This is a genomic window from Bacillus sp. COPE52 (assembly GCF_003355115.1).
Taxonomy (GTDB): Bacteria; Bacillota; Bacilli; order Bacillales; family Bacillaceae_G; genus Bacillus_A; species Bacillus_A toyonensis.
In genome coordinates this window covers 790,900-803,671 of the sequence record NZ_CP031292.1, presented here as the reverse complement: position 1 = coordinate 803,671, position 12,772 = coordinate 790,900, and the positions used below count along the sequence as shown (strand labels likewise).

Here is a 12,772-nt window from a genome sequence, read left to right as displayed (position 1 = left end):
TGAAGTGATGTATCCATCATGGCACCGTCCTCTCTCAAAACGCTTACGAAGTTAGCTGTCGGATTCGGGCTTTGAGAGTAGCCCTACTTTCAAAACTGAAAGATTCACCCCAAGTGACGATGCACAAAATTGGTTCCTCCGCTCCATATATTTGGACTCAGCGTATTACAAAAAAATGTATTCTGGCTGATATATTACTCTTGTATTTGGAAAAAGTAAACAAAAAAAGCCAGTTGTAAAACTGGCCTTTTCATTCTTCATGCTTATGCTTTATTCAATTTATACGCAAAATGATTCGTCGGTCCATGACCACTACCAATATTCAATGGCTCTTCAATTGCTATACTAATAAATCGTTTTGCCTCTTGAACTGCTTCGTCCATTGAGTATCCTTTCGCAAGTCCAGCTGTAACTGCTGAAGCAAATGTACAGCCACTTCCGTGCGTTTGTTTCGAAGGAATTCGTTCACTTCTAAATTCAATAAACTCTTCTCCATCAAAGAGTAAATCAATTACTTCATTACCTTGATATTCCGCATGTCCGCCCTTCATAAGCACATATCTAGCACCTAATTCGTGCAATACTTTCGCAGCTTTCTTACTATCTTCTATATTATGAATCTCCATCCCAGTTAACACTTCAGCTTCTGGAACATTCGGTGTAATAACTGTTGCTACTGGTAATAAATATTCCTTTAATGCTTGAACTGCTTCTTGCTGTAATAATGATGCTCCGCCCTTTGCAATCATAACAGGATCTAGCACAATATTATTCCAACCAAATTTCTTAATCTGTTCTGCCACAATTTGAATAATTTCACTACTAAATAACATCCCTAGTTTCACTGCATTTGGTGTTAAATCCGTACCAATTGAATTCAGCTGTTCCGTAATACCTTCTAATGGAACAGGATATACCCCTTGAACGCCAAGCGTATTTTGAGCAGTAATTGCCGTAATTGCCGTCATCCCATACACACCAAGCTCTTGGAATGTTTTTAAATCCGCTTGAATACCAGCACCACCGCCGCTATCAGATCCTGCAATTGTTAAAGCTTTATTCACTTCCATCTCACTCATCCTTTTCTATCCAAAATAGCGATGATAAATCGTCTTTGCTTCGCTTATATCTTTCGTTCCATGTACCAGTACACGGCCATCTTTGAAGGCAACTAACCTCTTTTCTTCAACAGAGAAAGATAGTAAATATGGATTTACATTTAAATCATTCACACGGCCTTCTAGTAGCTGTTTATATTGTTCAAAATCTATTTCTTCTTTATGAGGTGGTCTAATTTGAACTGTATTTCTCCCGCATAAAACTGCTGTTTTCGATGTGTTCTCTTTATTTAAATACGGATATAATGCATTCTCTCCGCACGAAGGACAATTATGTTTGCGAAGTTTTTGCACATTCATACATGAATACTCATTCTTCCACATATCAAACGATACAAGTCCATCTCGAAGTGATTTATAATCTTCTACTAACAGTTTAAGAGCTTCTGTTACTTGATGAGAAACGACAAGAGATACAGCAGGTGATATAATACCCGCTGTATCACATGTCGCCCCGCCAAGCGGAATCGATTGTAATAAACATGATAAACATGGTGTTTTACTAGGAAGAATTGTGTAAGAAAGACCGTAACTGCCTACACATGCACCATAAATCCATGGAATAGAATATTTTTGTGCTATATCATTCACAATAAAACGTGTTTCAAAATTATCAGTCGCATCAATCATTACATCAACGTTTGTAACAAGTTCTTCTAGCTCCTCAGCTGTTACATCTTGAACGAGGGCCTCTATTGTTACATCACTATTAATCTCTTCTAAACGCTTTTTAGCCGCTATAGCCTTCGGAAGATTATTTTTCACGTCGCTCTCTGCATACAATTGTTGTCTTTGTAAATTACTCCAATCGACATAATCACGGTCAACAATTGTTATCTTCCCAACACCAGCTCTTACAAACATTTCTGCATTTGCACTACCAAGTGCGCCTGCGCCGATAATAAGCACATGCTTTTCTCTTATCTTTTGCTGTCCTTCTTCCCCAATTGGAGAAAATAGTTCTTGGCGAGAATATCGATTATTCAACTACACTCATTCCTTCTAAAGGACTGCTTGCAGTTGCACAACGTTTACGTGCAATACGCCCCGCTTCAAAGCCTATGCGACCTGCCTCAATACCTAACTTCATTGCGTATGCCATCTTAATAGGATCTTTTGCTCCTGATACAGCCGTATTTAATAACACACCATCTGCTCCTAATTCCATCGCAAACGCTGCATCAGCTGGGCTACCAATACCTGCATCAACGATAACCGGTACTGTCGCTTGTTCAATAATGAAGCTTAAATTTAACGGATTTACAATACCAAGCCCTGAACCGATTGGTGATGCTCCTGGCATAATTGCATGCACACCTAGTTCTTGTAATTTACGTGCTAATACAACATCATCAGATGTGTACGGAAGTACGATAAACCCTTCTTCTAGTAACATTTCAGATGCCTTTAACGTTTCTACTGGATCAGGTAACAACGTTCTATCATCACCAATAACTTCAACTTTGATCATGTCACAAAGCCCTGAAGCTTTTGCTAATTTTGCAATACGAACAGCTTCTTCAGCATTTTTTGCTCCAGCTGTATTTGGTAATAACGTATATTTTTTCACATCAAGCTTCTCTAATAAATTAGGTTGCTTTGCATCAAATATATCCATACGACGTACTGCAAACGTTAAAATTTCAGCTTCAGAAGCGTCAATTGCTTTTTGCTGTACGTCAAAATCAGGGAATTTCCCTGTTCCTAATAAAAGTCTAGACTGAAATGACAATGGTCCAATGTTTAACATAATCAACCGCCTCCTACGAAAGTTACAATCTCAATTTGGTCTCCATCAAAAACAGATGTATCTGTATGATCATCTTTTTGTAAAATATCTTTATTACGCTCTACTACAACAATTCTGTTATCTAACTCTAAATGTGTAAGTAACTCAGCTACTGTTTTTACACTCTCTGGTACTTCAATTTGGTTACCATTAATTTTTAAATTCAAACTTCCATCCCCTTTCTAAACCGTTTTAGAAAGCAATGAATCTAGCAAGTGATTCTCCTGCTTTCCTTCTATTAAATCCGCCATATATTGACCAGAAACAGGGCTTAATAAAATGCCGTTTCGATAATGGCCCGTACAAGCATATAAACCTTTTATTTCTTCATGTTCTCCCATATAAGGAGCTTCGTGATTCGATTGTGGTCTTAATCCTGCCCATGCGCTTTCCCACTCTGCTTCTTTTAAAGCTGGCAATATTGTATAAGCACGCTCTAATATAGAAGTAATGCTTTCCGGTTGTACAGTTTTATTAAACGTATGCGACTTCATCGTTGCTCCAATTACGTAACGTCCGCCGCGCTTTGGAGCAATATAAAATCTTTCTTGGAAAATAGGTGCCTTTAAAAGTGGTTTTCTACTTCTTACCGCTACTACTTCTCCTTTAACTGGATATGTACCCCATTCGCGGTGAAAATGACCTAGTAACTTCGTGCTCCATGAGCCACCGGCAATCACCACTTTTTCGCATGTGATTATACCTTCGCTCGTAACAATACCAGTCACTTTATTATTTTCAATACGAATATCAAACACTTCTGTCTGTTCATATATATCCGCACCGGAAATTGATGCAGAATGCGCGAATGCTTTCGTAAGCTCTGGTGCAATAACGTGACCATCTTTCGGATAATATACCGCTCCTATAATGGATTCGGATAGAAATGGCTCTTTTTCCCGTAAATGGTCTCCCGTTAGAAAATATGAATCTTCACCTGTTTTCTGTTGCCAATCCATAATGTGAAGAATTCTTTCCTTCTCATCTTCGTTTTGTGCAATACGATATATCCCTTTCTCCTCATATCCAATATCAATACCCGTCTTTTCACGTAAAACTGTTGCAAGTTGTGGAAATATAGCTCGGCTTTCTCTAGCAAGTTCAAATAGCGGGTCATACGCATCCCATTCTGCTTGAACACCAAGCAGGCCAGCAGCTGCTTTAGAAGCTTCCGATGCAATTTTTTGCTTCTCTATAATTGCTACTTTATGTCCTCTTTCTGCTAGAAAATGTGCAACTGAGCTACCAATTACACCACCGCCAATAATCGCTACATCATACTTCTCACACATGTTTTTCCGCCCACTTTCTTATTGATTCCTTATAAGATTTCGCTTTGCTATATGGGTTACTACTACTTACAATTCCGGACATAACTGCTATACCGCTTACACCGTTAGTAAGAACATCTACTGTGTTTTCTGGGGTAATTCCTCCAATCGCTGTAATCGGTATAGATAAACAGCTTGCAATGTCTGAAATTTCTTCAAGTCCTCTCGCTGGCACACCTTTTTTACAATCTGTCGGAAATACATGACCATAAACGAGTGAATCCGCTCCATTTTTAAATGCTACTATCGCTTCCTCTAACGAGTGTACTGAATAACCGACATGCAAATAAGAAAACTTTTCTTTCACTAACCTTGCATCTGCGCTTCGGTATCCTAGTTGAACACGCGGAATGTTTAATAAAATGGCGATATCAATTCGATCATTTATAACAAGCTTAGATGCTGGAAAGCCTTTTTTCAAAAGACTTTCCACCCCTTCATATAATTCCTTCGTACTTTTCTCACGCTCACGAATATGCAAATAATCAATCTCACTCTCAATTTGCATCGCTACATTCACTAACTCTTCGAATGGCATATGGCCATTTGAGATTACATGGAGCTCATTTTTCATATTCATTCGCCTACTTTAAAATGTTTTCGAATAATTCATCGGCAGGAACAATTTCTTTCGTCATTCCTTTGTCTTTCAACCATTTGTTTTGTTTCTCCCATGACTCTTTTGAATCTGATAAAAATGGCTCATCTTTCGTTTCCATCTTCTCTAATAAAATTTTCATGCTTTCTTTTTCAACTTCTGGTACAAGCGGGAAGTTTTCTTTTTCTTGATGATCTAATAAAATATTTAATGCTTCATCAGGGCTTTTCTTCATAAAGTCATACCCTTTTTTTGCCCCACGTAAAAAGGCTTGCAATGCTTCTTTATCTTTTTTCAACGTTTTATCACCTGTTACGAAAACAAGTTCATGATAATTCGGCACACCATATTCTGCTGGATTAAAGTACGCTGGTTCATGGCCTTCATGACGCATAACAGGTACTTCATGGTTAATGTATGCTCCTGTTACAGCATCCACTTTTTTCGTAATTAACGCTGGTACTAAATCAAAGCCAACATCAACTACTTTCACCGTATCAGGATTACCACCAGCTTCTTTTATCATCGTTTTTAAATATGCTTCACTTAAAGGAGTTCCAGAATATCCTACTGTTTTTCCTTCTAAATCTTTCGGTGATTGAATACCTGCTGATTTCAGCGATACGACATGATTTAACGGTGAACGTACGACAGCTCCAATTGATTTCACTGGAATTTGTTCATTTGCTCTGGCCATAACAACATCTGGCTGATAATACAAACCAACTGTCACTTTCCCTGCTGCAGCTAAAGTTAATGGATCAGTTGGATTAGAAGGGAATTTTATATTTACCTTTATTCCTTCTTCTTTAAAGTAGCCTTTTTCAATTGCTGCATAAATAAAGCTATGTACCGCATTTGGGTACCAATCGAGCATAACCGTTATTTCTTTCTCTTTTTTACTTTTATCTGATGCTGAATTACTCGAACATCCTGCAATCATTGCAACTAATAATGTAAACACAAAGATGCGTTTTAAAAATTTCATGAATGCTTCCTCCAACTAATGAATTTCTTTTCTAATATGGAAATAAGTATGACGAAGAAAATAGCTAATAATGATAACAATACAATGGGTGCAAATACACCAGCTCCATCTAACTGTGTCATCATTCTCTTACTGAAATAACCAAGCCCAGCTTGTGCACCGAGCCATTCACCTATTGCTGCCCCAATTACACTAAGCGGAACTGCAATTTTTAAAGCTGAAAAAAAATAAGGAAGAGCAGACGGTAACTTTAACTTAAGAAAAACATCTTTCTTCGTTGCTCCATATGTAACTAAGAGCTCCTCCCATTCTTTTTTCGTACTACGCAGTCCGTCATACGTATTGACCGCAATAGGGAAAAACGTAATTAAAACTGTAACAACAACCTTACTCCAGATGGTATATCCAAACCATAAAACGAAAAGCGGAGCAAGCGCTGTAATAGGAATCGTTTGTGAGGCAACTAATAATGGATAAAATGCCCTTTCCATCCATGTACTCGCATTCATTAACATCGCTAGCCCTACACCTAATACGATAGAAATAACAACACCTATTAAAACGACGTATAACGTTGCCGGTAAATGAACCGTAAATAATATGTCTTTTAGTTTCCATATCTTCATTACAATTGCTGACGGTGACGGTAAAATGTACATTTCATCTACAATTCTTGCTCCTATTTCCCACATAACGAGTAAAATGCTAGAAAGTGTAATGGCATGAACTAATTCTTTCAATCGGTTCATCATACGAGTACCTGCCTTTGTAACATACTAAGAAGCTCATCTTTCAGCGCTAACACATCCGGTTTATATAAATCTTTTCGTGTTCTGTTATGATCAAGCGGCACAATCCGTTCAGTCAAAGTAGTTATCGGCTGCTGTTCCACCACTAAAATTCGATTCGAAAGAAACAACGCTTCTTCCACATCATGAGTGATAAATATAATTGGTTTTTCCCACTCTTTCCATTGTTCAAACAACCATTCTTGCAAAGATGCCTTCGTTAAAGCGTCCAATGCGCTAAACGGTTCATCTAGCAATAATATCTCTCCGCCTGTTAATAATGTTCGGATAAAAGATACGCGCTGCCTCATACCGCCAGATAAATCTTTCGGGTATTTTCCCTCGTATCCTTGTAAACCAAATTTATGTAGCAGTTCCTTTGCCTTTACTTGTGCTTCTTTCTTCTGTACACCCTGACATTCTAGTGGCAAAGCAGCATTCTCAATAATTTTTCTCCACGGCAGGAGCATATCTTTTTGAGGCATATACCCTACAGGATGACTTTTTGTTTCTGTCAGCTCTATCCGTCCAGTACTGACTTCTTCTAAGCCTGTAATAAGACGAAATAGAGTACTTTTCCCGCAGCCACTTGGCCCAATAATGCTTACAAACTCTTTCTCTTGTATAGAAGCATTTAATTCATCGATGATTGGCTTCTCATCATAATGAAAAGAAACATTATGAAACTGTAGTATGTTCTTGCTCCTCAAATCCCCACATCTCCTTACGATAGGACATATCCCAGAATAAATATTCAAATCGACTGGAATATAAGAAAATCTCCTCTAATCTTTCTAGCTCTCGCTCTGACTTTCCAATTGCCATTTCATCTAATAAATCTATTAACCAAATACAAAGGTTGCCGTATTCTTCAGAACTATATCCTTGAATCCACTCACCAAAGAACTCATGATCTCTCGCTCCAGGAATATCATTTAAACGCTTTCCAATTTCCCAATAACTCCACATACATGGAAGAAGTGCTGCTATTAATTCCGCAAGTGTGCCATTTTGAGATACAGACATCATGTAATTTGTATAAGCTAAATTTTTAGCAGATGGTTTTGCTGATTCTATCTCCTCTATAGAAATTCCAAGCCTTTTTGCATACTGTTTATGGATCGTCATTTCTCCATTTAATATTCCATCAATTTGTTCAGCAAATTTTCCCATTACTTGTGGATTCGTTGCCTTTACAACACCGATGGCATATAGCTTTGCATAATCTAACAAATATAAATAATCTTGAATAATGTAATACTGAAACTTATCTTTTTCTAACGTGCCATCCCCCATCCCTACTACAAATGGATGATTATGACTCATCTCCCAAACTGGTTGTACAGTTTCTAACAATCTATTACAAAATTTCATTTCTATTTCCCCCTTCAATATATGTATCTAAATAAAAAACCACTTCTATAATCAGAAGTGGTTACAACAAATAAAATTATAGCTTATTCGTTGTTCCACTTCCCTTCGCTAGTATTACCTAGATCAGGTGTTGTAAGGGTTAAGGATTATTCCTCTCTCAGCACGAAAAGCACCCCTAGTGGTTTCAATATAAAATTTTCAAATAAAAAAGCCCCGTTTCTATACGCAAAGAAACGGGGACTCATCATTAGTGTCCGAATTGCTTCCCTACGCTAGCATAATCTAGATCAGGTAATGAAAAGGATCAAAGACTTAAGGTCTTACTCTCAGCTGGCAACACCAGCTCTCCTAGCAAACTATAAAATTATCACTGTCAGTATAACACCCTAATAAGACATCATCAACTATTTTAATTTTCTCAATTGTCAACAAAATTACAGAGTTATATAATACTTATTATTCTATTTCGTAAAATAAAATCCCAATTAATTCTATAAAAAGGAATCATTATCCTGAAAAAATTTATTTTTATATTGATTTCATATTACATTTATGTGAATACACCCACTATATTATATCTTTATACTATAATAAAATTACAACTAACTATACAACTAGAGGAGGTCTCTATTATATGAATATGAAAGCTACAGCTCTAACAGCAACTACTGTCGCAATCGCCTCATTACTTCCTTCTATGGGCGAAACAAATGTACAAAAAGCAAACGCTGAACAATTATCTAATGTCAAAACTGGATATGTCAAAGTCGATCAAGTAGCCTTACATAAAGAAGATAATACAAATAGCATATCCCTTGATACAATTCGCTTTAATACGAAAGTTAACATACTTAAAACAACGAAGGATTGGTATAAAGTATCTGTTAATAATAAAGTAGGCTATGTACAAAAAGATGCTATTCTGCAAAAAAACAAACTTCAATCTACTAATCAATACATCGTCAATGCTAATGCATTGAACGTTCGCTCTGAACCTAATTTAGAATCTTCCATTTTAGATGTATTACCAAATGGTAAGTTCGTGACTATTCAAGGAGAACAAGGCGAATGGTATAAAATTTCACATAACGGTCAAACAGGTTATGTACAAAAAGCATTCGTATCTAATGGTTCGCAGCCCTTAGTAAAAGGAATCACAGTTCAAAATGATACGAAATATACTGTTGCAACACCTAAATTAAATGTACGTAGCAATGCTAGCACAAATGGCACTCTACTTGGTTCTTTACAAAACGGTACACAGGTACAAGTAGTAGAAACAGTAGGAACTTGGTATAAAATTCGTTTTGGCACAGGATACGGGTATGTGGCCAAACACTATGTGGTACAAAATCAACAGCAATCACAAGCTCAAACAGCTCAATCTTCAGCTATTCCAGCAGTTTTCAAATTCCCTACTCAAGGAAAAATCAGCTCAACCTTTGATATACGCTGGGAACAAATGCATTATGGAATAGATATTGCAGCACAAGGTAACGTCTCCATTCAAGCTGCCGCTGCAGGTAAAGTTATTAAATCATATTATTCAGCTAGTTATGGCAATGTAGTGTTCATCGCCCATCAAATAAACGGGAAATTATATACAACAGTTTATGCTCATATGAAAGATCGCACTGTACAAGCTGGTGATCAAATACAAACTGGACAATTACTAGGTCATATGGGTAACACAGGTCATTCATACGGACAACACCTCCATTTTGAATTACATAATGGAGAATGGAATTTTGAAAAAACAAATGCAGTAAATCCACTGCCGTATTTAGTTAGGTAAATTGTATGCCACGCAATATACCTCTCTTCATTGAATACTTAGCCTTTTTAGGTTTAATCTGTTGTTTAATAATTTACAATACAAACACTGTATTTTTATCTATTATCATTGCTTTTGTTGCTCTAGAAATTATGATGGAGTCATTTCAAGTGCGACTAAAGCAAAAAGTTGCCCATGTTTATAATGCTATTTTTCTATTAAGTGCCCTTATAACAAATGTTATTAGTAATGGCTTTTATTTATCTACTATAATTCCCGTATTCTTTATGGCTGTTTTATTATTCATAGCTAGATACATTAATGTCCCTAATAATAAAAAACATGAACAAGAAGCTTAGAAAGAGGAGACACTGTGTACCAATCTTTCAAAGATAACACAATGAAATATATATTAAATTTATACGAAAAACTAAATACTTTTTTTGGTATACAAGGAAGTTATACTGCACAACTTCTCCTATATGGAATGTTATTTCTCATCTTAATCACTTTCTCCTTGTTTTACTAACAAAAAAGGATCTCACATAACATTGAGATCCTTTTTAATTTATATTAATTTTTCATATGTAAAATACTGTTTAGCCACAAGCATATTTTTCATAAATAAAACTAAGATTATATTTTTTCTCTAAACCCATTCTTTGTTCATCGTCACACCAATAGAAAAGAATATCATGAATCGTCGCATAACGCTTATTTTTAAGAAATAGTTTAAAGAATGACGGTAAACAATCATGTAATTGTATAAATATATAATTGCGTAGTATTTCCTCTTTATATTCAATGCCCTTACAAATATACAGTAATTCTTCACAATAATATGCATGCTGTGGAACTTGAATCATTTCGAAAAATGGCACGTATGATAATAACTTTCCGATAAAATGGTTATATCGATCCATTATCCCTATTGTCATATGTTCCATCATTTCTTTCATCACATATAAATAATCATCTACATGAGTTGTCTTTAGTGGGTCTAATCGATCTGAAATTTGAGAAAGTACAGCTCTTTGACAAGCTAAAACTACTTGACTAGGTCCATAATATGATAGAAAATCTGTACACTTACGATACTTTCGTAATAAGTCATGTGTATATAAATCATACACAAAAGTATTACAATACATCGCTAGACTCATCATATCACTATTCAGCTGCTCTTTTGACTGTGCTTTAGCCCTCTTACACATATAGAAAAATGTAAACTCTAATATTTCTTTTTGAGATAATAGATGTTTACAATTTGTTATACATTTCTCATTAAATTTAACTCTATCCCAAATTTCTACATCCCCATCTGTTAATTCCCCGACACGATATTTAATAACTAAATAGTTTAAAGCAACTGCTTGTGTCAAAAGATCCCATGTTTCATATTCCAATGAAGTTTGGACAAATTCAGCTAGCCCTTGTGTTACCATAAAAGTATTTGCCTCTTCATACCAACCAATCTCTTGACATAAACGAAGAATACGTACTAAGGTTGGAATTTCATCTTTATGAAACTGTGGTAAATTCTTTACTCTATTCATTCCATAAACGATAACTGCTGCTAAATTTTCTTCTTTATAAAATTCTTTTTCTTTCCATGCTAATATAGTTCGCTCTTTTCCTTCACCTTTTGGGTGGCAAGGTACAAGTAAAGATAATAATTCAGCAAAATTATTTGGTTCTATATATGTATCTGTAACCAAATTCCAATTTGGATCGCCCTGTACAGCCCTCATATAATTCCCCTTCCCTTTTTATCCCGCTATTTGCCTGGCAGTAAGACGCCCACCTCAAAATCCAGTGAATACGAGGAAGTTAGGTGGGAAATAAAACTGCCGGTAAAAGCCCGATTGGTTCAACGAATAATCATTGGAGGATGGACAAAACCCCCAATAATTAAAGTTTCACTTTATCTACGTAGGAAATATTAATTCATTATTACAACACTAAAAATAAATATTGTTATATTCAAAACCTAACATAATACTTATATCTATCAGTATATCACTTTTTCTCTTATTTAAAATTAGGAATGAAAAATTTAAATAAACTGTCGAAAACCTGAACTATGTACTTATTATATAATGTCTCAGATACATCACGCTAATATATTAGTTTAATCCACATATACTAGAATAATGTATCTGATTTTTATCCATCATTTATCCCACTATTTGCGGACAATAACACTTTCACTAATTAAAAGTTTAACTTTATTCCGTACGTTCCGAGATTTCACTTAAAGCGAACCCAGCTTGATCATCTGCCGCTTCTCTTATGGCTAAATCACCTAATGCTAGCATCCCGACAAGTTGACCGTCCTCAACTACTGGCAATCGTCTAATTTGATACTGTGCCATTAATTCTGTAGCTTTTTCAATAGAATCATCTGGAGAAACCGAAACAATGTTTGTCGTCATTACATTTGTAATTTTATTAGACCCAGGATGTTTTTCAGCAATCCCTCGAACAACTAAATCTCGATCAGTAACAAGCCCAACGACTTGTTCATTTTCAAGAACAGGAATCAATCCAACTGATTCTTCCTTCATTTTTACAGCAGCCTCATATACATTATCTAACGGTGTACAATGTACAATATGAGTACTCATAAAGTCTCTAACTTGCGTCATTTTTTATCTCCTCCTTTTAATACATACCATAGTTTTTCCTAAATCCCTTTATTTATTTGAGGAAAATAAGATGATAAAAAAGAGGATTATACACAATAAAAAAGAGCCAGCATATTGCTGACTCTTTCTTTATGACCCGTACGGGATTCGAACCCGTGTTACCGCCGTGAAAGGGCGGTGTCTTAACCACTTGACCAACGGGCCATGGCTCCGCAGGTAGGACTCGAACCTACGACCGATCGGTTAACAGCCGATAGCTCTACCACTGAGCTACTGCGGAATAAATATATGGTGGGCCTAAATGGACTCGAACCATCGACCTCACGCTTATCAGGCGTGCGCTCTAACCAGCTGAGCTATAGGC

General features: G+C 36.1%; 14 protein-coding genes, 2 tRNA genes and 3 riboswitches. Of the genes, 2 read left to right on the top strand and 14 right to left on the bottom strand.

Annotated elements, in window-relative coordinates:
* Positions 1–24: 24 nt before the first annotated feature.
* A riboswitch (cyclic di-AMP (ydaO/yuaA leader) is annotated at positions 25–173 on the bottom strand.
* Between the two features lie 90 nt (positions 174–263).
* Genes thiD through tenA form a run of 10 tightly spaced genes read right to left on the bottom strand, consistent with a single transcriptional unit; the run spans position 264 to position 7,986 of the window.
* Complete coding sequence (thiD, locus tag DPQ31_RS03910) at positions 264–1,070, bottom strand: bifunctional hydroxymethylpyrimidine kinase/phosphomethylpyrimidine kinase (RefSeq protein WP_098139552.1); 807 nt, start codon at positions 1,068–1,070, stop codon at positions 264–266.
* Positions 1,071–1,085: 15 nt separating this feature from the next.
* A complete protein-coding gene (gene thiF / locus DPQ31_RS03905; protein WP_199634326.1) occupies positions 1,086–2,105 on the bottom strand; it encodes a thiazole biosynthesis adenylyltransferase ThiF in 1,020 nt (339 codons plus the stop codon).
* Positions 2,098–2,868: a thiazole synthase gene (thiG, locus tag DPQ31_RS03900; protein WP_000932007.1), complete on the bottom strand. Its 771-nt coding sequence runs from the start codon at positions 2,866–2,868 to the stop codon at positions 2,098–2,100. Before thiG ends, thiF begins: the two co-directional genes overlap by 8 nt.
* 2 nt (positions 2,869–2,870) lie before the next feature.
* On the bottom strand, positions 2,871–3,074 hold the full coding sequence (gene thiS / locus DPQ31_RS03895; RefSeq protein ID WP_001049505.1) for a sulfur carrier protein ThiS: 204 nt from the start codon (positions 3,072–3,074) through the stop codon (positions 2,871–2,873).
* Between the two features lie 15 nt (positions 3,075–3,089).
* Entirely contained in the window at positions 3,090–4,199 is a 1,110-nt protein-coding gene (gene thiO, locus DPQ31_RS03890; RefSeq protein ID WP_087971084.1) for a glycine oxidase ThiO, read from the bottom strand.
* Positions 4,192–4,812 (bottom strand): thiazole tautomerase TenI, encoded by a 621-nt coding sequence (tenI, locus tag DPQ31_RS03885; protein WP_087971083.1) that lies wholly within the window; start codon positions 4,810–4,812, stop codon positions 4,192–4,194. Before tenI ends, thiO begins: the two co-directional genes overlap by 8 nt.
* 10 nt (positions 4,813–4,822) lie before the next feature.
* On the bottom strand, positions 4,823–5,824 hold the full coding sequence (locus tag DPQ31_RS03880; RefSeq protein WP_000670425.1) for an ABC transporter substrate-binding protein: 1,002 nt from the start codon (positions 5,822–5,824) through the stop codon (positions 4,823–4,825).
* Positions 5,821–6,573, bottom strand: coding sequence for an ABC transporter permease (locus tag DPQ31_RS03875; protein ID WP_208732079.1), 753 nt, complete (start codon positions 6,571–6,573; stop codon positions 5,821–5,823). Before DPQ31_RS03875 ends, DPQ31_RS03880 begins: the two co-directional genes overlap by 4 nt.
* Entirely contained in the window at positions 6,573–7,322 is a 750-nt protein-coding gene (locus DPQ31_RS03870; protein ID WP_208731561.1) for an ABC transporter ATP-binding protein, read from the bottom strand. The genes DPQ31_RS03875 and DPQ31_RS03870 overlap by 1 nt, the downstream gene beginning before the upstream one ends.
* Positions 7,291–7,986 (bottom strand): thiaminase II, encoded by a 696-nt coding sequence (gene tenA / locus DPQ31_RS03865; RefSeq protein WP_000666918.1) that lies wholly within the window; start codon positions 7,984–7,986, stop codon positions 7,291–7,293. The genes DPQ31_RS03870 and tenA overlap by 32 nt, the downstream gene beginning before the upstream one ends.
* An 83-nt stretch (positions 7,987–8,069) precedes the next feature.
* Positions 8,070–8,173, bottom strand: a riboswitch (TPP riboswitch).
* A 60-nt stretch (positions 8,174–8,233) separates the two neighbouring features.
* Positions 8,234–8,346: riboswitch (TPP riboswitch) on the bottom strand.
* Between the two features lie 274 nt (positions 8,347–8,620).
* Here tenA and DPQ31_RS03860 point away from each other — a divergent pair.
* Both DPQ31_RS03860 and DPQ31_RS03855 read left to right on the top strand, forming a co-directional pair.
* A complete protein-coding gene (locus tag DPQ31_RS03860) occupies positions 8,621–9,781 on the top strand; it encodes an SH3 domain-containing protein (protein ID WP_098977171.1) in 1,161 nt (386 codons plus the stop codon).
* A 5-nt stretch (positions 9,782–9,786) separates the two neighbouring features.
* A complete protein-coding gene (locus tag DPQ31_RS03855; RefSeq protein ID WP_001137815.1) occupies positions 9,787–10,119 on the top strand; it encodes a hypothetical protein in 333 nt (110 codons plus the stop codon).
* A 240-nt stretch (positions 10,120–10,359) separates the two neighbouring features.
* On the opposite strand, the gene DPQ31_RS03850 is transcribed toward DPQ31_RS03855, so the two are convergent.
* The 4 genes from DPQ31_RS03850 to DPQ31_RS03835 form a co-directional block, all read right to left on the bottom strand.
* Positions 10,360–11,511 (bottom strand): DUF3965 domain-containing protein, encoded by a 1,152-nt coding sequence (locus DPQ31_RS03850; protein WP_001203043.1) that lies wholly within the window; start codon positions 11,509–11,511, stop codon positions 10,360–10,362.
* 477 nt (positions 11,512–11,988) lie between these two features.
* Positions 11,989–12,408, bottom strand: coding sequence for a CBS domain-containing protein (locus tag DPQ31_RS03845; protein WP_000195538.1), 420 nt, complete (start codon positions 12,406–12,408; stop codon positions 11,989–11,991).
* Between the two features lie 132 nt (positions 12,409–12,540).
* Positions 12,541–12,612, bottom strand: a tRNA-Glu gene (locus DPQ31_RS03840).
* A gap of 1 nt (position 12,613) precedes the next feature.
* Positions 12,614–12,688: transfer RNA gene (locus DPQ31_RS03835), tRNA-Asn, on the bottom strand.
* Positions 12,689–12,772 lie beyond the last annotated feature (84 nt).